We start from the raw sequence: 21,339 nt of genomic DNA, 5'->3' as shown, positions 1-21,339 counted from the left end.
TACAGCCTTTTTTATTTTGAATCTAGAGAGGCAATCTCTTTCTCAATCATTTTGAACTTATCCTTAATTTCCTCTCCCATATAAAAATCCAACAAATCTTTTTTTGTAAGTGTCCCTGTTTCCAAAAATTGACTCAAATACTTCTGGTTGAATTCCATCATTAGAATGGACTTTTCAATTTGTTTTAAGATTTCATTATTGGTTTCGATATTCCTGTCTACTAAGGATTTAATTGATTTTATTTCTTCAACATCTTTGATAATACGAGTTATTATAATCGAGAGTATTTCTTTATCTATTTCTAGCGTTTTTGCATTAAGGGCTATATCCCTGGCCAGCATATATGCGATTATCAAATTACCATAATCTCCCCTTTGTGAGTCAATTATGGCTATAAAACCGATATTGGGTATATAGCCAACATTTTCACTAAATCTCAAAATAGAATTATCCACTAAGGAAATATCAAATACTATTAGGCTTACTCTTGAATTTCTATTTGCATCCGCTTCGATAAGTTGGCTCCAAGCTGTGTCGCTTCTTCGAGTAAATATGTCTTTATCCTCAATATCTCCAAGTTTGATGCTTTTATCAAATTTACATTCTATTGTAATTTTCAAATCTTCGTTTCCGTTAACTCTACAGACAATGTCTCCAGTTTTGTTTCGGGGTAATGTTCCAGCGGCATTACCTGTAAGTGTCGCCCTGTCATTGATTTTTTTACTTTTAAAATACTCGTTCAAATAGTCAGCAATCTCATCTTCTGCTAAAGAACCCTTAATGGTAGATTTGTAAAAAAGCTCCTTCTTCATATCAAAAATCATTTTCAGACTTTCCAATTCTGTCCCCAACTCATTAGATGTTTTTGATAAAAAAGAAGATATACGGTCTTCCATTAAGGCTAATACCCCGATGTAAATAGCTCTAATTAATTTTTCGTCTCGTTCAGCAGCTGGGAGATTGTCGAAATAATTGAAAACGATTTCGTTGTCCAATTCGAATCTTTGAATTTCGACACGTTTTAATTTTTGATTTAGTTTGATATTGCCCATCTCAGAATACTTCCTTTAGAATTTTGTTTTCAATCAATTTTTTCCAATTTTCTCCAACCCCATTCCAACCATTTTCTTCTTTCCAATTTTCTTGTATGAATTGAAATGCAGTGTAAGGTTTATTATTAGATGGGGCCTCGTATCCAAGAACATCCTCTAAACAATTTTCAAGCATAATTCGAGATTCTTCATTCCCTAAAGCCTCTAGAATGGGCTGATTAAATTTGGTTGCTCCTTCGCTCTCATCTTTGTCATGTACCACAAAAGGTTGAAAGCCCATCGCTTTGAGATACTTCACTAAAGATATTATTGTGGCTTTTCCTCGAGCTTGAACAAATTGGTATTCTGATTGAACTTTCTTACGTTGAATTTCTGGTAATCTCCTAACGGTTTCACGGAAAACAACCTCTTCTGTGTTCCCCTCAACAATAACAATATTTTTGACAAAGAAAATTCGAGCTACATAATCATCAATTTTTAAAAGAAATTTAATTTTATCTCTTTCATCGTTAATTAAGCTCTCGTATGCTTCTGTAGAATTGAAAGGAATTGAATTAGTATAAGCTATTCCTTGTTCATTAAAGTTAAGTCGCAATAGATTTAATATCTGCTTCGGAAATTTTGGTTTGTCGATATCTTTCCCTAAATCTATCATATAAGGTGAATGCGTAGTGCAAATTATTTGTGATGTGCTTGAAACCGCAAGATTATAGATTTCATCTCTCATATTATTTGCGGCATTGGGATGAAGATAAATTTCCGGTTCCTCAAAGCCAATAATTAGATTTCTCTTAGTCATAGCTTTTCGCTCAAGGAAGTTTTCCCTGTATCGGAGTAAGGCAAATGCAGCCGATCTAACGGAACCCGTACCTTGCCTTTCAGGGTCAGTTCGTATATTACTTGACATTTCGATGTTAAAATGTGGGTGTAGTATTTTATTAGCATCACTAAGTTCGGTTTGAACATGCAATCCTGTTTCGGGAAATACGTTACCTACAATCGAATTAATTTCTCCTAGCATTTTACCAAAATCTCTCGTTGGGTCCTCTGGATCTAATTCTTTAGATAATTCATTTAGGTACTTTTGGGCGTTCGCAAAATTTTCTGAAGCATCTCTTACATCTTCAAATAGGGTTTTCATAATATTTTGAAGAGCGCCTGTCTTACCATCGATATCATTTTTACGGTCTTCAGCAGGAATAAATAAAAACCTTGGCAGCCTTGAGGTTATGTTTCCAACAATTCCTCCAGGGCTTTGAAACCACTCACTATTTTCGTAATCAAAATCCCAAATTGATAGAAGTTCTTCCAAGTCTGATTCATACTTTTTTACAGTAATGTTTGTATCCAAAGAAATATCACCGAATACATCTATTATTTCTTCTTTTTTTATTCCCTTTTCAATGAATTCTTGCGCTTTTTTGCATCCATCATATTCTGCTTTTCGGCTCTTTTGATATTGTTTTAAATAATGTAATCCTTTGCCATCTTTTGGAAATTCCTTTTTGAAAAGGATATATTTTTCTTCATTACCTTCTGCATTTTTTCTTTTTAGAACTCTGCCCTTAAATCCTTTCCAGCTTTCTGCTTCTTCAGGAAGGTCAACATATTCCGCTTCCATAACTACTTTTTCCGATGTAAAATCAGATTTCTCGTCATGAAAAAAGTCTAAATCTTCCAGTTTAGGATCTCCAGAATGAAATATTTGCAAAGCATTTAGAATAGCACTTTTGCCAATATTATTTTCTCCGATAAGAAACGATGCGTCTCCAATAAGAAATGACGCATCAAGAATTCTCCGAAAACCTTTAATATCAAATCGTTTTAATTTCATACTTATCAAATTTCGTTGACAGGTTTTATAATTCTTGATACCTATAATCATTTCTGATATTGGCGGAAAAATATACTCCATGAGAAGGTGCGTCCATTAATTCGTCGTATACTCCTTCTGGCACACCAAAATATTGGTAAACTCCACCATTTTTAAATTCTATTTCTAAAATTTCATTATCTGCATCATATCCAATTGATGCTAAGTTTGATGAACTTACTTTTTGTCGTTCCATGATTGTATTTCTAGTTTTAATCAAATATTTAATCTCTTTTTTTGCCTTATTTCTAGGTCCTCTTCACTAAAGTTTAGTATTCGCGCCTATAATGATTCAATTCCCTGCCTTCAGATTTTAACCTTTGACATAAGTAATTCAAACTTCCAATGTTGGGGGGAAACGGATTCGTAAGATAATTCCTAAGATAGGGATATTCTTTTAATGAAAAATGTGGAAATCCGTAATCGTTTCTTAAATATATTAGCTACGGGATGTTGGACTCCAATTCCGTTAGGCTTTATTAAAGACTATCATTGTGATTTAATGGGATTGGAAGTTTGAAAATGTACTCTTATGAATTAAGAATCAAAAAAGCAAGCGAAACTTGGTTTCGCGCTGCAAGCGTCCCAAATACTTACACAAACTAATACTACTGAGCGAGGCAAAAGTTCCATTTTAAATTGAAAATGGGTCAACTTTTTTCTCTGTTTATAGGACTTTTGAGAGGATTTGACCCATTTTGCCCTAATATTCCATCAATAAACCCGGGGATTTATCTGGAAAAATAAAAATGAGATAAGAGTTATAAAAATTCAAAACTCTTATACTGATTGTGACAATTCTTTACAATGTTTATAGGGGGTTCAAGCGGATTTGTCACAATTTACTTTTAGTTAAGTGCTGTTGCAAACCCACACAAAAGTACTAGGTTTACTGGTCTTTTAGCCAGAATTTGGACAACGTAGCACCGCTTTAGCGTGCTACCCTCTCGCTGTACAAAATTGGCCTACTTCGTATCCCAATTTCGCACACTGCCAGACCAACTATCCAGATTCAAAAAATAGGTTGTGCGCCCTATTCCAATTTTACTTTACGCTTATCTTTCCGAATGCTATAAAATTGGAACAGGATCCATGCGCAAAGTTTTTGGGTAAGATTTGGGGGTTAAAAACAAGTAGATAATTTTTTTAGAGATTAATCCCCACATTTAAACGGCTGCATATTTCATCCTGACCAATTCCATGTCCTCCATAAGTTTTTTGTCAAGCACCTTGGCGTATATCTGTGTGGTCTTTATGGACTGGTGCCCGAGCATCTTGCTCACCGATTCGATGGGCACTCCATTTGATAGGGTAACCGTAGTGGCAAAGGTATGTCGGGAAAGGTGAAAAGTTATCCGCTTTTTTATCTTACATAACTGTGAAATCTCTTTTAGGTACTGATTTGTTTTTTGGTTACTCAATACGGGAAGCAACAATATGTTTTCAGCTTTTGGCGAGTTCTTTTTATACTTCTCCAATATTCTTTCCGCCATTGGTAAAACCGGGACGGTGCTCTTGACCTTGGTCTTTGTCCGCAAGATCTTTATCCATCGCCTACCATCTATTCCTATTGCAATATCGTCTCTTGTCAATTTTTTGACATCAACATAGGAAAGACCTGTAAAGCAGCAAAAAATAAAGACATCCCTTGCCCTTTCCAAACGCTTCGATTTGAATTCCTTCTCTATCAACGTTTGTAGTTCGGTCTCGGTCAGTACCTCCCGTTCGGTTTTCTGCCATTTGGCCTTCCAATGGAAGAAAGGGTCAGAGACAACCCAATTGTTGGCAAATGCCATTCGCACTATCTTCTTGAAATTGGTCACATATTTGGTAATCGTATTGTGGCCTCCTGCACCGATCATATGTAGATAATGCTCAAACCGGGTAATAAACCCTAGATCTACATCCTTGATAAAAAAATCCTTCTGTCCATACTCTTTTCGGATGAATCCCTCCAAATGGTTTCGTGTTCGTACGTGCCGTCTATAGGTGCTATAAGTATAATCCTTTCCCATCAAGCTTTTCATCTTGGCATTGTGGCCATCATAAATGGACAGTACCGTTTTGAGTTCATTGCCCTTATTCAACAACCGTTCTTTAAGCATCGATGCCGTATAGGGCTTTTCCTGTGCTACAAACTCCCCTTGGATGCGTCGGATTCGTGTTCTCAGTTCATCCAGATAGCCATTAATCTCTTCTGGTGTCTGTCCCCTTCCCTTGACCTTGCCCGAATTTGGGCACCAATCATTTGGATCCACTTTTCTTTTTAAGCTGAGTTCCACCCTTTTTCCATCAACTGTAATGCGAAGAAAAAGAGGGGACATTCCGTTCTTGTCAGAGTCTCTGGTTTTTGGGTAAAAAAGGATGGAAAATGTGTTGCTTGCCTCCATAACTTTGTTTTTTGGATTTTTAATTTCGATTACAAATCCGAATAAAGAATTGACAATCAATTCTTTAACATAGTTTTGGAAGCATTTTTATGAATAAAAAAGTACTCACCGATTTACTCACCAGAAGGGTTGATTTCATATGGTTTTATATGAAATCAATGAAAATGAAAAAGCCTGAAAACAGTTCATTTTCAGGCTTTTATAGAAATTTTGAAATCTCCCGGTGGTCCCACCTGGGCTCGAACCAGGGACCACCTGATTATGAGTCAGGTGCTCTAACCAACTGAGCTATAGGACCAAATTTTTGCGGATGCAATATTAGTGTTTATTTTGCTTTACCGCAAGGTTTTAACGCAGCTACCCCGCTTTTATTTCCTGACAAAGCTCCACCAACACCCCGTTTGTACCCTTGGGATGCAGGAAGGCCACCAGTTTGTTATCCGCCCCTTTTTTGGGTGTTTCGTTCAAAACCATAAACCCCTCTTCTTTCAATCGAGTGATTTCAGCAACAATGTCATCCACCGCAAAAGCAATATGGTGAATGCCCTCGCCTTTCTTTTCCAGGAACTTGGCAATAGGGCTTTCTGGGTTTGTGGCCTCCAGCAGTTCCACTTTATTGGGTCCCGATTTAAAGAACGAGGTCTTTACCCCTTCCGAAGCCACTTCTTCCATTTTATAATGTGGAACACCCAAAAGTTTGGCGAACAAACTATTCGATGCTTCCAAATCCTTCACGGCAATACCGATGTGTTCAATTTTGTCCATGGCCTTTATGTTTTGTTGTTTCTAGTTGCTTTCAATCACGGCACCGTCTTCCCGATACAAATCCACTTCCCCATCCAAAAGAAGGGCAAGCACCGTCATGTTTTCATCCAAAACATGATCAGGTACTTTAATATACTTGATTCCTGGATATTGACTCCAATAAACCTTTCCCACCACCTGATGTTCCAATTTGGCACCCTGACCCACTACCCAAATCCGGTTAATGTTGTTTTTAAGTCCCCGGAGTACCACTTCACCATTAGGGTTTCCTTTTACAAAAAGATACAAAATCTGTTTGTCCTTGGACAAAGTTGATGGACCATAAAAATGTTCTTTGGGAATGCCGGACACGGTTTCATAAATAGCTTCGTGATGTTTGTGCACCCATCGGCCCAACCCCTTCAGTAAGCTTGCTTGTTCTTCGGGAATGCTCCCATCGGCCTTTGGGCCAATATCCAACAACAAATTGCCACCATTTGATATGACGTCCGAAAAAACACCAATGATTTGGTCTACTGTTTTGTAGTTCTGGTCCGTTTTCTGATACCCCCACGAATCGTTCATGGTCATACAAAGCTCCCAATACTTGTTTTTGGGCCGTGTTATGGGCATTCCTTGTTCGGGGGTCGCGTAATCACCATGTCCTTTTAGCCTTGAATTAAGGATGGTATTTGAATTTTTCTCCAAGAGCATCTCCCTAACTTTTTGGGCTTGCCACTCCTCCGCACTGTGTTCCCAATCTCCATCGAACCAGTATAAATCGGGATTGTATTGCTCCGAAAGTTCCTTAAGCTGACCATGATAGTACTTTAAAAAGGTGTCCCACCGTTTGGGTTCGTCGGAGATTTTATATCGAATTGAATCACGGGTAAAATGGGTATAGTCCAAATACGACCAATCTGGCAGCGAATAGTAAATCCCCACTTTTAGTTCATTGTCCCGAAGCTTTTCAACAAAAGGTGTGAGTACATCTTTTTTGGATGCTGCGCTTTTTACGGCATTTAGGTTTCCATATTTAGTGTTCCACAGCGCAAAACCATCATGGTGCTTGGCCGTAATCACCGCATATTTGGCACCACTCTCTTTAATCAAGTCCACCCATTGGTTTGGATCATACTTTTTAGCAGTAAAGCCTTGGATTTGCTTTAGGTAATCCTCATGCGAAATGTATCCGTTGAAAAAAGACCATGATTCATCTATCCCATCCACAGCATACAACCCCCAATGAATAAAAATACCCAACTTAGCATCCTTGAACCATTGCATTTTTTGTTCTTGGACCAAAATTGAATCATTGGTCTGTGCATTTGTTGTTACTGTCACGAGGACCGTTAACATCGTGAGGAAAGTCTTGATCATCTTGTTTGTTTTGTGCACCAAGGTATTTTCACTTCAAAAAAGACCTGCTAGAGCAAAAATAGTATTGTAGGCAAAATGGCAAAGGTTTTGGAAAGTTTCAATTACTTTCGACGGGCAACCCTTAAAAAACCATGAAAATAGGTATCTTGAGTTAACAAAGCTATGGGATTGGGGCTGAATTCGGTAATTTTGCGTCATGGAGGAAACACAACGGCAAAAGAAAATAGCGGGAATCATTCAGAAAGACTTGGCAGATATCTTGCAACGGGCCGCCACGGACGGTGGATTAAAAGGAACTTTGATTTCAGTTACCAAAGTGTCCGTGACCACGGATTTGTCCATCGCCAAAGTGTATGTGAGCATTTTTCCCAATAAAAATGCCAAGGAATTGCTGGACGGTATCAAGGAAAATCAGGTTGCCATTCGATATGATTTGGCCCAACGCACCAAGCACCAATTGCGCCGTGTGCCAGAACTCAATTTTTATTTGGACGATTCCTTGGAATACATTGACAAGATTGAAAAATCGCTAAAAGGTGAAGGGAATCCCATTGAGAATCGAGATTTGCTTGATAAACGAAAGAAATCCTGATTTTGAATTTTCCGCTGTATATCGCTAAACGTTATCTGCGCTCAAAGAGCACCCAAAATGCGGTAAACATCATTAATTTCATCACTTTTCTGGTGATTGTCATCGGGTCTGCTGCCTTATTTATTGTGCTTTCGGCCTTTGCGGGATTAAAAACCTTCAGCCTCTCTTTTTCCAACACCTTCGACCCAGATTTAAAGGCTCAACCCACCACAGGGAAGTATTTTTCCATCACAAGGGATGAAGAAAGTGCATTGAAAAAGGTGCCCGGCTTAGCCAATTATTCCAAAGAACTTGAGGAGCGGGCCTATCTCACCTTCAAAGAGAAAAGTTGTATCGCCTACATCAAAGGAATAGATGAAAATTATAGGGCCGTAACCGGAGTGGACAGCACCCTTTACTTTGGTACTTGGGGTGAGATGGAATACAATGGTGTTATGGGGATTGGAATCTACAACCAACTTGGTGTTCCCATTGACAATTACCGAAGTCCCATGACCGTTTTAGTGCCAAAACCGGGTAAGGGTTCACTGGCCCCGCAGGGGCTTAATGCCTCCAAGCCTTACAACCAGCTTTCTTTGGTGCTAAGCGGAGTGTATGCCGTGGAGGAAAATCTGGATAAAAAATATGTGTTTGCGCAACTCCCACTGGTTCAAGAATTATTGGAGCGCGACAGTACTGAAATTTCAGGTATCAATTTTAAATTGGATAGCGAAGCGTCTGTTGATGAAGTGAAAAATTCCATCAACGCCATTTTAGGGGATAAAGTTTTCGTCCTTACCCGACAAGAGCAGAACAGTACGTTGCACCGCATGCTGAAAACCGAGAATCTTGCCACCTACCTCATTTTTACGCTGGTTTTGATCATTGCGCTTTTTAACGTGGTGGGGGCCATCATCATGATGATTTTGGACAAGCAACAGAATTCAAAAACGTTGTTCAGCCTAGGAACTACCCTAAAAGAATTGAGAAGGATTTATTTTATCCAAGGACTTTTGGTTACCTCTTTGGGTGGACTTATTGGCGTTTTGATTGGGTCTTTATTGATTGCTTCCCAATTGGCGTTCAGTTGGTTGAAAATTACGCCTTCTTTAGCATATCCAGTGGAATTTAATATTATGAATGTGCTATTGGTATTGGCCACCATTGTGGTTTTGGGCTTTATCTCATCCAAAATTGCGAGCAGCCGAATTACCAAAAAGTTGATTATGGATTAGGCAAATTGGAAATCGCCAAACTTTTCCAACACCTCATCAAAAGCGGCAAAAACATCAGCAGAATCATCACTGGTCACCATTTTCATCCGATATTCCTTAAAGTGGGGAATCCCCTTAAAATAGTTGGTGTAATGCCTTCTGGTTTCAAAAACCCCTAGTTTTTCACCCTTCCAATCGATGGACATTTGCAGGTGTCTACGGGCAGCTTCCACACGTTCTTCCATGGTAGGTGGAGCCAAATGTTCGCCTGTTTTAATATAGTGTTTTACCTCCTTGAAAAACCAAGGATATCCAATACTGGCACGGCCAATCATGGCGCCATCCAGACCATACTCATCCCGCATTTTTACGGCGGCTTCGGGGGTGTCCACATCACCATTCCCAAAAACAGGGATGCGCATTCTTTGGTTGTTCTTTACTTCAGCAATGGGTCTCCAATCAGCTTCACCTTTGTACATCTGTACCCGGGTTCGGCCATGGATGGAAATAGCCTCAATCCCCACATCTTGCAGTCGTTCAGCGACCTCAACAATTTTAATTGAATCAGAATCCCAGCCCAATCGGGTCTTAACGGTAACGGGAAGTTTGGTCCGCTTTACGATTTCTTCGGTCAGTTTAACCATCAAGGGAATATCCCGTAAAATTCCAGCTCCGGCATTTTTACAGACCACTTTTTTTACGGGGCAGCCAAAATTGATGTCAATGATATCCGGGTTGGATTTTTCAACGATGTCCACCGCTTGAAGCATGGAATCCAACTCCGCACCGAAAATTTGGATGCCCACGGGGCGCTCCTTTTCATAAATATCCAGTTTGATGACACTTTTGGCGGCATCCCTGATCAATCCTTCTGAAGAAATGAACTCTGTGTACACCACATCTGCCCCTTGTTCCTTGCACAAAGCACGAAAAGGAGGGTCGCTCACATCTTCCATGGGCGCAAGCAACAAAGGAAAATCAGGAAGCTCTATGTTTCCAATTTTTGGCAATTCTTTTGTTTTTTGGACTGCAAAAGTACAAAATACCCCAAAATCAACACATTACTCTTCGCGTGCAAGTCGATCTCGTTCTTTTTTCTCGATGGCTCTTTGATTGTCCTGCAGTTTGAAGTTTCCAAAATTATAGGTAAAGCCCACCCGAATAAATTGGTACTCCGCCCTTCTTCGATAGAAGTTGTCCTGATTCAGATAGTCAGAGCGGTAGGTGGCGACCCATCTTTCCAAAAGGTCTTCCGCAGCAATTGAAATAACCGCCCTGTTGTTGAACAACGACTTTCGCAAGCCAAGGGTGAGGTTCAATTGTTCATCCGAAATATAAGATCCATATAAAAAATTGGAGATGTAGGTCATAGTGACCTCTCCGGTGAGGCTTCCATCCTTGGAAAGCGTTACATAATTGGCCAAATAGCCATAGACCCCATTCACCTCATTGGTGTACTCCACATCGCCACTTTCAACGGCCAAAAAGGTTTCTTCTTCATGAAATAGTGAAGTGTATGCGTACACAAACCAAGAGGGTAAAATGGTCTTGCTCAAGGTAAAGTCCAATCCGTAGGATTTGCTTTCCAACACATTTTGCTTGAGCTCCACCAAGGTTTGATTATCGTTGTCCTGAAACACCAGATAAGCAATATTGGCTCCGTTGTCCCGGTAATACACGTCGAAGAAATACTCACTGTTAAGGGTATAGTTCAGGTTAAAGTTGTTGCTAAAGCTTGGCCTTAACCGTGGATTCCCCTCTTCATAATCATTCTCATTGAAGAAAAACCGAAATGGGTTGAGGTCATTGTATTTGGGTCGGTCCACATTTCGTCCATAATCAAAGGAAAAGCTATGCTTATCCGATGGTGAATAGAGCAGATACAAAGAGGGAAAAGGTTCAAAAAAATCTTGGGTGTTGATCTCGTTCAGGGTCAATGAAACCCCTTCCGCTTGGGTAAGTTCGCCCCGCAAGCCCAATTTCATGGACCACTTATCCCAGTTTTTCACAAAGCTGAAATAGGCAGCGTATACATTTTCATCATACGTGTAGTCATCAGAAAGAGATGCATCAACCGTATTGCTGGAGCCATTAAAATTGAAAAAATCCACATTGCTTTCTGAATTGATTGAGGAAATCTTTGCGCCAGTTTCTATGGAGGCATTGCCCATGGGCGTTGAAAAATCCACCTGCCCCGTGTAAATCTGAATGTCCTGTTGTGAATCGGAATCAAAACCAAAATCCCTCAGAAAACTACCATTGGCATCAAAATACTCAGATGCCAAATTTTGAAAAGAACCTCCATCGAAATAGGTGTAATGGCCGTTGAAGCTCAATCGCGCTCCCGGCTTTTTCAACTTATGTACGTAGCTCAGGTCAAACGCCAAATTGGTGTTGTCCATGGTGGCATTGTTCACTGTGGTAAAGGTTGAATCCAACTGAAATTGGGCGTTGCGCATATCATTGCTCAATTGGGTCTGCTGCTCCTGATTGGGATTGAACAATAGGTTGGAGGTTACATTTATGCTGTTGTTATCATCAAAATCATAGTCCATGATCAGGTTGGCGGAATGCGATTGCGTTCTTGTGACCTGATTGTATTGTGTGTCCCAGCGTGAAAATATGGAATTGGTATTATCTATAAAATTGATGCCTTTGTCGGTTTTTCGCAACTCCTTTTGGGGATTAATGGTGTAGTTGGCAAAGAGATTAAGCTTATCCGTTTTGTAATAATGGCTGGTCCCAAAATTGAACTTTGGAAAAACAGCTTGGGTATAGGTTCCGTTGATACTGCCTTTATACCCGGGAATGATATTTTTGCTCGTTATAATGTTGAGAATGGGGCCACCTTCGGCATCGAACTGTGCAGGTGGATTGATCATAACCTCCACCGATTTAATGTTCACCCCGGAAAGCCCCTGCAACAAATCTTGCACCTCCTGACCGGAGAGTTGCACCGCTCTTCCATTCAGGTAGACTCGCGCACTTTCTCCCCTGACCAACAATCGGTCATCATTTACAATGACCCCTGGCGTGCTTCTTAGGATATCCCAAGAGGTGCCTTGGGAAACAATCGTATTTTCAACTGAAAAGACCAGTCTGTCTGGCAATCTTTGAAGCTTTGGGCGTTGCGCCGTAACCACTACCTCGTCCAGCTCATTGGTTTCAAGTGGAATGATCAACGCCCCTAAGGAAACGTCTTGTGCAATATCCAATGCTCTAGGTTCGGAACCACGGCCTACATAACTTGCTTGCAAAAGATATAAATTGGCATCAACTTCCGTAAGTCTAAAAAAACCATTGTCGTCTGCAGAGGTGCCTTTTACAAAAGTGGTATCAGATGCTTGTAACAACAAAATGTTGGCAAAAGGAATTACCTGATTTTGTTCATCCACAACCTTTCCCGTAATCTGAAAGGTCTGCCCACTCAGGTGGTTGACCATAAAAAACACCAATAAAACAGTGTAGGTGAGGTTTTTCATTTGAGGCAAGGTTGAACATCAAATCTAATAAAATATTTTAGAGCGGTGTAAACCCATTCTCTTATTTGCAAAAAAGCATTCGCAGGTATATAAAACAATTATATTTGCAGTTGCTAAGTAGTCCACTATTGTTGACCAGCTGTTGATATGGAGAAGATTAGGAATTTTTGCATCATTGCGCACATTGACCACGGAAAAAGTACGTTGGCAGACCGATTGTTGGATTTTACCGGCTCTGTGACCGAGCGTGAAAAACAAGATCAGTTGTTGGACAACATGGACTTGGAACGCGAACGCGGGATCACCATTAAGAGCCATGCCATTCAAATGGAATATGTGCACGAAGGTGAAACCTATATTCTCAACTTGATTGACACTCCCGGCCACGTGGACTTTTCCTATGAGGTATCTCGGTCTATTGCCGCCTGCGAGGGTGCCCTTTTGGTAGTGGACGCCGCACAAAGTATTCAAGCACAGACTATTTCCAACCTGTATTTAGCTCTGGAGAACGATTTGGAAATCATTCCCGTACTCAATAAGGTGGACTTGCCCAGCGCCAATCCAGAAGAGGTTACGGACGACATTGTGGACCTTTTGGGATGCAAACCCGAAGAGGTGATTCCAGCCAGTGCCAAAACCGGAATTGGTATCCAAGATATTCTCACTGCTATAATTGAACGCATTCCTGCTCCAAAAGGAAACGTGAACGAGCCCTTGCAAGCTTTGGTTTTTGACTCGGTCTACAATCCATTCCGAGGGGTGGAGACTTATTTTAGGGTCATCAATGGAGAAATAAAAAAAGGACAAAAGATAAAATTCGTCGCCACCAAAAAGGCCTATGATGCCGATGAAATTGGAACGTTGAAGCTAAAGCAGGTTCCAAAAAACAAAATATCCGCCGGAGATGTGGGGTATTTGATCACTGGAATCAAAGATGCCCGCGAGGTAAAGGTGGGGGATACCATTACTGATGCTGCCAATCCCACTAAAAATCCTATTGAGGGATTTGAATATGTAAAACCCATGGTTTTTGCCGGAATCTATCCTGTGGATACCGAAGATTTTGAAGAACTGCGTTCCTCCATGGAAAAACTGCAGCTCAATGATGCTTCCTTGGTCTTTACGCCAGAGAGCAGTGCCGCTTTGGGCTTTGGTTTCCGTTGTGGGTTTTTGGGTATGCTCCATATGGAAATCATCCAAGAACGGTTGGAGCGCGAGTTTGATATGACGGTAATCACTACGGTGCCCAACGTTAGCTACCACGCTTTTACCACCAAGGACACCGAAACCCCGGTCATTGTTAACAATCCTTCGGATTTACCCGACCCTTCCACTTTGGATAGGGTTGAAGAACCTTATATTAAGGCAACAATTATCACCAAATCCGATTTTGTGGGGAACGTAATGTCGCTTTGTATTGACAAACGTGGACAAATCGTGAACCAGACGTATTTGACCACGGAGCGGGTGGAGCTTATTTTCGATATGCCCTTGGCTGAAATCGTTTTTGATTTTTACGACCGATTGAAAACCATTTCAAAAGGATACGCCTCTTTTGACTATTCGCCAATAGGTATGCGAGTATCCAAACTGGTCCGAGTGGATATACTTTTAAATGCCCAGCCCGTCGACGCTTTATCTGCATTGGTCCATTTTGATAATGCACACAACATTGGGAAACGGATGTGCGAAAAATTGAAGGAACTCATCCCCAGACAACAGTTTGATATTCCCATCCAAGCTGCCATTGGTTCCAAAATCATTTCCCGAGAAACCATTAAGGCCTTGCGAAAAGATGTTACCGCCAAATGTTATGGTGGGGATATTTCGCGTAAACGAAAACTGCTCGAAAAGCAGAAAAAGGGTAAGAAGCGTATGCGCCAAGTGGGCAATGTGGAAATTCCGCAGCAAGCATTTATGGCTGTTCTTAAATTGAATGACTAGGAAATTCCACGTCAACACTCCAAACCGAATAAACATTCTCTTGTAACAATTAGGGTTTATTATTCCCTAAAAGTATTGTGCAGCAATCCCTGCTGTGCTGGAAATTGACGAATGCACCGATTCAATTGATACATCGATGAAAAGCGTGTCCGGGTTCGGATAGGTTTTAAGCTGGTTCTTTCTCCTCGGCAAATCGTTTGCCCAAATAAACGAGTTTAAAGCCTTCTCCCTTAGGCTGAAAATCCTTGCTGTTGGCAGGAATGATTTCTATGCTTCCATTGGGGTGTTTGGTGAAAACAGGAATGATATCGCCTTCTTCTTGACTAGTATCTATAAGTTTATCGTAGTGTTCCTTGTCCTTTAGGTCAATCTCATGGATGGCAGGATATTTTCTAACCGTATCCATAAGTTTGATGAAATCATCCGTATGTGAAAAGAGTCCTTCCTTTGGATTGTTCTGTGGGTCATTGACCTCCTCGGTATTTACCAATCGGAAAGCCCCGTTTTCCCCAAACTGTTTTTGAAATTTATCAATGGCAAATTTATTGATGTCCGAGTTTCCGGTGAGTGCCATAAGATAACCCATGTCGTTCAGTTCAATATTATCAGCCAAAGTATCAGAAAATATATTGGCCGTAATGGCTTCCAGTCCCAATTTCTTAGCCTTATCCACATTGGTTTGGTTGTTGTCAATTAAAACCACGTGTCTGTTGTTCTTTCGTAAATAATTTGCAATTAAGCGCGATAGCTTAGACGCTCCAATAATCAAAATACCTTCGGACTTCTTCAAGAAAACACCCACCAATTTTGCGAAGATTCTAGCCGTTGTGGCATTCAACAACACCGTTCCCAAAACAATCATAAAGACCAAAGGGGTAATATATTCCGCTCCGGGTTCTCCTCGTAATATCAATTTGGAGCCAAAAAGCGAAGCAATACCCGCAGCAACAATACCACGGGGCCCGACCCAGCCGATAAAAAGTTTTTCATTGAACTTTAAGTTAGAGCCATGCGCACTTAAAAACACGCCCAGTGGTCTAATTATAAAAACGATAACGGCAAATAGGGCCACAGTGTCCCAGTTGTAGATTAGCTCCATATCGCTGATATTGATATTGGCCGCCAAAAGAATGAAAAGGATGGATATGAGAAGCACGCTCAACGATTCCTTGAAGTACAACAGTTCCTTTAAATTAGGGAGGTTCATATTACCCAAAACCATTCCCATGACCACAACAGCCAAAAGTCCTGACTCATGGGCGAACAAGTCTGACTCCACATAAACCAGAAGTACGGTTGAAAGCGAAACCACATTCAATAGGTAATGCGGAATAAAATCGCGTTTTATGGCAAAGGCCAGCGCATGGGCGAATGTAAACCCGAAGGTAGTACCAAAAAGTATGATTTTTCCAAATTCCACCAGGGCTGTTTGCGTAAAGGCCTGCCCTTCACCAACACTGATGAACTCAAACACCAAAACCGCTACCAATGCACCAATGGGATCAATAAGGATTCCTTCCCATTTTAAAACTGTGGAAACATCTTTTTTGAGTGGTATATTTCGTAAAATAGGGGTTATTACCGTTGGCCCGGTAACTATGATCAATCCAGAAAAAAGGAAAGATATCTGCCAAGACAGCCCAAAGATATAATGGGCGGCTACGCCTGCCCCAAAAAATGTCACAACAGTGCCAATTGTAATCAGTTTTGTGATTACAGGGCCCACGTTTGATATTTCGGCCCGTTTTAAGGTAAGTCCTCCCTCAAAAAGAATAACACTAATGGCCAAGGAAACAAAATAATAAAGTCCCTCCCCCGGAAACAACCCTTTATCTCCGTTCCAAATAGGTTCAATAAGTTTTGACCCATCTTCTGTGTACAAAGTGGATATGGGCCCAACCAAAAGACCAATCAATATTAAAGGTAAAATGGCCGGCAATTTAAAGCGCCAAGCCACCCATTGTGCAATAATGCCAAGAATGATTATTCCTGCAAGTTCGAGCATCCGTCAAGTTTTGTTGAAATTTACAGTTTTTCTTTTAGATTGTCCCCAATCCAAAAACTTAGAGTTTTCAAGGATTGGTGTACTAGGTTTCCCCAAGTACGTTTCCCCTTATCAATTTTGTTAAAATAGGGCCAATAAATTCCTATTTTTTAGCCATTTGCATTGTGCTTTTCTTATTTTGCATGCCATTTGCTTTCTAAATGACGATTTATCCTGTAGAGACTGGTAATTTTAAGTTGGATGGTGGTGCCATGTTTGGTGTAGTTCCAAAATCGATATGGAATCGTACCAATCCCGCTGATACCAATAATATGATTGATTTGGGCGCCCGATGTCTTCTGATCGAGGACGGAAATCGACTTATTTTGGTTGATAACGGTCTGGGCAACAAACAATCCGAAAAATTTTTCAGTTACTACTATCTCTGGGGAAATCATTCGTTGGACGGATCTTTGGAAACGTTGGGGTTTCATAGGGATGATATTACCGATGTTTTTTTGACCCACTTGCATTTTGACCATTGTGGTGGTAGCATTCAATGGAACAAGGACCGAACGGGCTACGAACCTGCTTTTAAAAATGCCAAATTTTGGACCAATAAAGACCATTGGGAGTGGGCCACTAAACCCAATCCACGCGAGAAAGCCTCTTTTTTAAAGGAAAATCTGTTGCCCATGCAGGAGAGCGGACAGCTTCACTTTGTGGAGCAACACAAAGATGCCTTTGTTGAAAATTCTGAATTGGGCTTCGGAGTGCATTTTGTTAACGGGCATACAGACAAGCAAATGCTCCCACATTTGACCTACAAAGGCAAGACTATGGTTTTTGTGGCTGACTTAATTCCCACTGTGGGGCACATACCGTTGCCTTATGTGATGGGATACGACACCCGACCTTTGCTTACCATGGAAGAAAAAGCAACATTTCTCAATAAAGCTGCTGATAATGATTGGCTTCTGTTCTTTGAACATGATGCCCACAATGAACTCTGCACCTTAGAGCATACGGAAAAAGGGGTGCGCCTTAACGATACGTTCTCTTTCAATGAAATATTCAATTCGCAATAAAGTTTTACATTCTATATCTTATTATTTATGAATCGCACATATAGCAAACTATCTTTCCTGTCTCTTTCCGCTTCACTTTTCCTGATGGGATGTGGAGCCACGTCTTTGGTTTCAACGCCAGTTGAAAATATTGATGCGGTACCGCTCAAGATTACCGATCTCACCGAAACTGAGAGAAAAAACTGGGGGCATGCCGACCTAATTATGGACACCATACCCGGAATGAGTGTGGATAGGGCGTATAAGGAAATCATCAAAAATAAAAAAGGAAAAACCGTCATTGTTGCCGTAGTCGATTCTGGAATTGATTTGGAGCATGAGGATTTAAATGACGTATTATGGACCAATACCGATGAAATTCCGAACAATGGAAAAGATGATGATGGCAATGGTTATGTTGATGATATTCACGGCTACAATTTCTTGGGTGATTCGTATAATGAACAGTTGGAATATGTGCGAATGCTTCGCCTAAACATTGGAGACGCCTCGGAAAGGGCCCAAGCAAGACTTTTATTGGACAAGGAGTACCCAGAGGCACTTCAAAACAAACAGCAATACGAACAAATTTATCAAGTGGTCAAAGGAGCCGATGCCGCAGTTAAAGAAAAGTTGGGGAAGGAAACCTATACCAAGGAAGATTTAAAATCCATTGAGGCCAAAACTCCGCAAATGGAACAAAGCGTTGCGGTGCTGACCCAAATGTTCACGTATGGCGATGATATTCCAAGCGTTTTGGATGAGCTCAATGAAGGTATTACCTATTTCGCCGACCAAGTCAATTACAACCTCAACAAAGACTTTAATGGGCGAACCCCTGTTGGTGATGACCCTTATGATATTACCGATGTTCCCTACGGGAACGGCAACCCAAAAAACCAAGTTGAGTCTGAAAGTCATGGTACCCACGTGGCTGGAATTATCGCCGCAGAGCGAAACAATGGTTTGGGAATGAACGGTGTGGCCCAAAATGTGGAGATCATGAGCATCCGTGCCGTACCCAATGGCGATGAATACGACAAAGACATTGCTTTGGGCATACGATATGCTGTGGATAATGGGGCTAAAATCATCAATTGTAGTTTTGGAAAGGCATTTTCTCCCGAAGCTGAATGGGTTTACGAGGCCATTCAATATGCGGCTTCACGGGATGTGCTGATTGTGCATGCCGCTGGAAATGACGGCCATGATCTAGACGACCCGGAGAACCCAAACTTCCCCAACGATGCCAAACTAGGCCAAACCAACGAGTTTGTGGACAACCTTATAACGGTAGGTGCACTTACCAGTAGCTATGGCTCAGATATGGTGGCCACTTTTTCAAATTACGGCAAACAAAATGTGGACGTTTTTGCGCCCGGCGATGATATTTACTCCACCCTTCCCAACAATACCTACGATTTTCAAGGAGGTACATCAATGGCAGCACCGGCGGTTGCTGGGGTTTCGGCTTTGGTAAGGTCTTATTACCCAGACTTGTCCGCCGCCCAGGTAAAAAGCATCATCATGCAATCGGGATTGTATTCCAAGGCCTCCGTTATTGTGGCTGGCGATGAAACCAAACCCACAACCTTTGATAAAATCTCAAAATCAGGAAAAATGGTCAATGCCTATAATGCATTAATTTTGGCAGATAATATTTCAAAAGGTAAAATGACCTTGAACAGCAATTCTAAATAAAATATGAAGCGTTTACTATCATTCTTTTTCACGGCAGTATCGGGAATTTCCCTTCTCTTCGCGCAGAACAATTCGTATTGGCAACAGCATGTGGATTATACCATGGATGTTGAAATGGATGTAAAGACCCATCAATATACCGGAACCCAAAAGTTGGTCTATACCAATAACTCACCTGATGTTTTGGACCGGGTTTTTTATCATTTGTATTACAACGCCTTTCAACCTGGAAGCGAGATGGATATTCGTTTGCAGAACATCAAAGATCCTGATAATAGAATGATGGAAAACGGCGTGAGCAGAATTTCAACCCTTTCCGAAAGTGAGATGGGTTACCTTCACGTGGAAACCCTCACCCAAGATGGCCAGGCCGTAACATTCACAGAAGAAGGTACCATCCTTGTGGTGGATTTGGCCAAGCCCATTCCCTCTGGCGGAAAAACGACTTTGGAGATGACCTTCAAGGGTCAGGTCCCTTTGCAGATTCGTCGTTCTGGGCGAAACAGTAGCGAGGGCGTGGCACTATCCATGAGCCAATGGTATCCCAAACTTTCTGAATATGATTTTGAAGGTTGGCATCCTACCCCTTATATCGCTCGGGAATTCCACGGCGTATGGGGTAATTTTGATGTGAAACTTACCTTGGACAAAGAGTACACCGTTGGTGGAACGGGCTATTTGCAAAACCCAGATGAAATTGGGCATGGGTACGAAACTCCTGGAACAAAAGTGAAAACCAAGGGCAAAACCCTTACTTGGCATTTTGTGGCCCCCAATGTCCATGATTTTATGTGGGCTGCGGACCCAGAATACATCCATGATACGGTTAAAATGGCAGATGGGCCAACCCTTCATTTTTACTACAAGAACAATCCAGAAATCATCGAAAATTGGAAAAAATTACAGCCCAAAACAGAGGCTGCCATGCGGTTTTTCAGCAAGAACATTGGCAAATATCCATATGATCAATACTCCGTTGTCCAAGGTGGCGATGGCGGTATGGAATATGCAATGAGTACTTTAATTACTGGAAATCGTGAATTTAGTAGTTTGGTTGGAGTTATGGTACACGAAATGGCGCACTCTTGGTTTCAACATGTACTGGCCACCAATGAGTCTGAACACGAATGGATGGATGAAGGTTTTACCACCTTTATAAGCAGTCTTTGCATGAATGAAATTATGGAACAAAACAAGCAAAATCCGTTTGAAGGTTCTTATAAAGGGTACTACGCCTTGGTAAATTCTGGTTTGGAGATGCCACAAGCCACCCATGCAGATCGCTACACCACCAATTTTGCCTATGGTATTTCAGCCTACAGCAAAGGCGCCATTTTTCTATCGCAATTGGGTTATGTCATCGGTCAGGATAAGTTGATGGAAACCATCAGAACGTATTTTAATGAATTCAAATTCAAGCACCCTGTGCCCAACGATGTTATAAGAACTGCGGAAAAAGTTTCTGGAATGCAGTTGGGTTGGTACTTGACCGATTGGACAAAGACCACCAACACCATAGACTATGGTATTCAAAATGTAGCGGGTGATGGTGATAAAACCAAGGTTACATTGAATCGGATTGGTGAAATGCCCATGCCATTGGATATTTTGGTTGTAGGTGCTGATGGTACCCAAAGCACTTATTACATTCCCCTGCGAATGATGTTCGGGGAAAAAGCAAATCCATACCCAAATTTGGAAAGGACTGTTTTGAAAGATTGGCCTTGGGCGTACCCAACTTATGAATTTACCATAGACATGCCTTTGGAAAATGTAACGGCCATTGTTATTGATCCCTCCCAGCTCATGGCTGACGTGGATGGCGAAAACAATGTTTATCAATCGAACCCATAAGTTTCCCAGCTTTCAAAAGTATTCCTGGTTAGTAATGTCCCCTTGAGGGGACCTTAGGGGTGTTACGTTTATATTTGTTTAAT

15 protein-coding genes and 1 tRNA gene are annotated in these 21,339 nt (G+C 41.1%); 6 read left to right on the top strand and 10 right to left on the bottom strand.

The window, feature by feature from the left end; translation table 11 throughout:
- Window positions 1-11 precede the first annotated feature (11 nt).
- The 7 genes from ACFOWS_RS16600 to ACFOWS_RS16570 form a co-directional block, all read right to left on the bottom strand.
- Window positions 12-1,052: a hypothetical protein gene (locus tag ACFOWS_RS16600; RefSeq protein ID WP_379767018.1), complete on the bottom strand. Its 1,041-nt coding sequence runs from the start codon at window positions 1,050-1,052 to the stop codon at window positions 12-14.
- Between the two features lies 1 nt (window position 1,053).
- On the bottom strand, window positions 1,054-2,886 hold the full coding sequence (locus ACFOWS_RS16595; protein ID WP_379767015.1) for an ATP-dependent nuclease: 1,833 nt from the start codon (window positions 2,884-2,886) through the stop codon (window positions 1,054-1,056).
- Between the two features lie 25 nt (window positions 2,887-2,911).
- A complete protein-coding gene (locus tag ACFOWS_RS16590) occupies window positions 2,912-3,121 on the bottom strand; it encodes a KTSC domain-containing protein (RefSeq protein WP_379767012.1) in 210 nt (69 codons plus the stop codon).
- Window positions 3,122-4,091: 970 nt separating this feature from the next.
- Entirely contained in the window at window positions 4,092-5,315 is a 1,224-nt protein-coding gene (locus ACFOWS_RS16585) for a site-specific integrase (RefSeq protein WP_379767009.1), read from the bottom strand.
- A gap of 224 nt (window positions 5,316-5,539) precedes the next feature.
- A tRNA-Ile gene (locus tag ACFOWS_RS16580) sits at window positions 5,540-5,613 on the bottom strand.
- Between the two features lie 59 nt (window positions 5,614-5,672).
- A complete protein-coding gene (gene mce / locus ACFOWS_RS16575) occupies window positions 5,673-6,080 on the bottom strand; it encodes a methylmalonyl-CoA epimerase (protein ID WP_379767006.1) in 408 nt (135 codons plus the stop codon).
- A gap of 21 nt (window positions 6,081-6,101) precedes the next feature.
- Entirely contained in the window at window positions 6,102-7,439 is a 1,338-nt protein-coding gene (locus tag ACFOWS_RS16570) for an alpha-L-fucosidase (protein WP_379767003.1), read from the bottom strand.
- 196 nt (window positions 7,440-7,635) lie between these two features.
- Between ACFOWS_RS16570 and rbfA the strand changes: the two genes are divergently transcribed.
- Both rbfA and ACFOWS_RS16560 read left to right on the top strand, forming a co-directional pair.
- Entirely contained in the window at window positions 7,636-8,031 is a 396-nt protein-coding gene (gene rbfA / locus ACFOWS_RS16565; protein WP_379767000.1) for a 30S ribosome-binding factor RbfA, read from the top strand.
- 2 nt (window positions 8,032-8,033) lie between these two features.
- Window positions 8,034-9,245 carry an ABC transporter permease gene (locus ACFOWS_RS16560; RefSeq protein ID WP_379766997.1) on the top strand — a complete coding sequence of 404 codons (1,212 nt, stop codon included), beginning with the start codon at window positions 8,034-8,036 and terminating at the stop codon, window positions 9,243-9,245.
- Here ACFOWS_RS16560 and dusB read toward each other — a convergent pair.
- A complete protein-coding gene (gene dusB / locus ACFOWS_RS16555) occupies window positions 9,242-10,234 on the bottom strand; it encodes a tRNA dihydrouridine synthase DusB (RefSeq protein ID WP_366585862.1) in 993 nt (330 codons plus the stop codon). The two genes, ACFOWS_RS16560 and dusB, sit on opposite strands and share 4 nt — an antisense overlap.
- Before the next feature lie 51 nt (window positions 10,235-10,285).
- A complete protein-coding gene (locus ACFOWS_RS16550; RefSeq protein WP_379766994.1) occupies window positions 10,286-12,706 on the bottom strand; it encodes an outer membrane beta-barrel protein in 2,421 nt (806 codons plus the stop codon).
- A 147-nt stretch (window positions 12,707-12,853) separates the two neighbouring features.
- Between ACFOWS_RS16550 and lepA the strand changes: the two genes are divergently transcribed.
- Entirely contained in the window at window positions 12,854-14,650 is a 1,797-nt protein-coding gene (gene lepA / locus ACFOWS_RS16545; RefSeq protein WP_379766991.1) for a translation elongation factor 4, read from the top strand.
- A 166-nt stretch (window positions 14,651-14,816) separates the two neighbouring features.
- Here the strand turns inward: lepA and ACFOWS_RS16540 are convergent, their stop codons facing one another.
- Window positions 14,817-16,655, bottom strand: a complete 1,839-nt coding sequence (locus ACFOWS_RS16540; RefSeq protein WP_379766988.1) for a cation:proton antiporter — start codon at window positions 16,653-16,655, stop codon at window positions 14,817-14,819.
- A 200-nt stretch (window positions 16,656-16,855) separates the two neighbouring features.
- Here ACFOWS_RS16540 and ACFOWS_RS16535 point away from each other — a divergent pair, with 200 nt between their 5' ends.
- From ACFOWS_RS16535 to ACFOWS_RS16525, 3 genes are read left to right on the top strand one after another with little or no spacing between them, the layout of a single operon-like run.
- Window positions 16,856-17,722: an MBL fold metallo-hydrolase gene (locus ACFOWS_RS16535; protein WP_379766985.1), complete on the top strand. Its 867-nt coding sequence runs from the start codon at window positions 16,856-16,858 to the stop codon at window positions 17,720-17,722.
- A 27-nt stretch (window positions 17,723-17,749) separates the two neighbouring features.
- Window positions 17,750-19,402 carry a S8 family peptidase gene (locus ACFOWS_RS16530; RefSeq protein ID WP_379766982.1) on the top strand — a complete coding sequence of 551 codons (1,653 nt, stop codon included), beginning with the start codon at window positions 17,750-17,752 and terminating at the stop codon, window positions 19,400-19,402.
- Between the two features lie 3 nt (window positions 19,403-19,405).
- The gene (locus tag ACFOWS_RS16525) at window positions 19,406-21,256 is read left to right on the top strand and encodes a M1 family metallopeptidase (protein ID WP_379766979.1); all 1,851 of its coding nucleotides are present in this window, start codon (window positions 19,406-19,408) and stop codon (window positions 21,254-21,256) included.
- Window positions 21,257-21,339: the final 83 nt, after the last annotated feature.

The organism is Flagellimonas marina (genome assembly GCF_042651185.1).
In the GTDB taxonomy this organism is placed as follows: Bacteria; Bacteroidota; Bacteroidia; order Flavobacteriales; family Flavobacteriaceae; genus Flagellimonas; species Flagellimonas marina.
The sequence above is the reverse complement of the archived record's forward strand: the minus strand, read 5'-3'. Positions and strand labels throughout refer to the sequence as shown.

Excerpts from the sequence above, each read along its gene's own strand:
- ACFOWS_RS16585 (WP_379767009.1), bottom strand. The coding sequence starts at position 5,315 with ATGGAGGCAAGCAACACATTTTCCATCCTTTTTTACCCAAAAACCAGA.
- ACFOWS_RS16530 (WP_379766982.1), top strand. The coding sequence starts at position 17,750 with ATGAATCGCACATATAGCAAACTATCTTTCCTGTCTCTTTCCGCTTCA.
- ACFOWS_RS16550 (WP_379766994.1), bottom strand. The coding sequence starts at position 12,706 with ATGAAAAACCTCACCTACACTGTTTTATTGGTGTTTTTTATGGTCAAC.
- ACFOWS_RS16590 (WP_379767012.1), bottom strand. The coding sequence starts at position 3,121 with ATGGAACGACAAAAAGTAAGTTCATCAAACTTAGCATCAATTGGATAT.
- ACFOWS_RS16570 (WP_379767003.1), bottom strand. The coding sequence starts at position 7,439 with ATGATCAAGACTTTCCTCACGATGTTAACGGTCCTCGTGACAGTAACA.
- lepA (WP_379766991.1), top strand. The coding sequence starts at position 12,854 with ATGGAGAAGATTAGGAATTTTTGCATCATTGCGCACATTGACCACGGA.
- rbfA (WP_379767000.1), top strand. The coding sequence starts at position 7,636 with ATGGAGGAAACACAACGGCAAAAGAAAATAGCGGGAATCATTCAGAAA.
- ACFOWS_RS16535 (WP_379766985.1), top strand. The coding sequence starts at position 16,856 with ATGACGATTTATCCTGTAGAGACTGGTAATTTTAAGTTGGATGGTGGT.
- ACFOWS_RS16600 (WP_379767018.1), bottom strand. The coding sequence starts at position 1,052 with ATGGGCAATATCAAACTAAATCAAAAATTAAAACGTGTCGAAATTCAA.
- mce (WP_379767006.1), bottom strand. The coding sequence starts at position 6,080 with ATGGACAAAATTGAACACATCGGTATTGCCGTGAAGGATTTGGAAGCA.
- ACFOWS_RS16595 (WP_379767015.1), bottom strand. The coding sequence starts at position 2,886 with ATGAAATTAAAACGATTTGATATTAAAGGTTTTCGGAGAATTCTTGAT.
- ACFOWS_RS16540 (WP_379766988.1), bottom strand. The coding sequence starts at position 16,655 with ATGCTCGAACTTGCAGGAATAATCATTCTTGGCATTATTGCACAATGG.
- ACFOWS_RS16525 (WP_379766979.1), top strand. The coding sequence starts at position 19,406 with ATGAAGCGTTTACTATCATTCTTTTTCACGGCAGTATCGGGAATTTCC.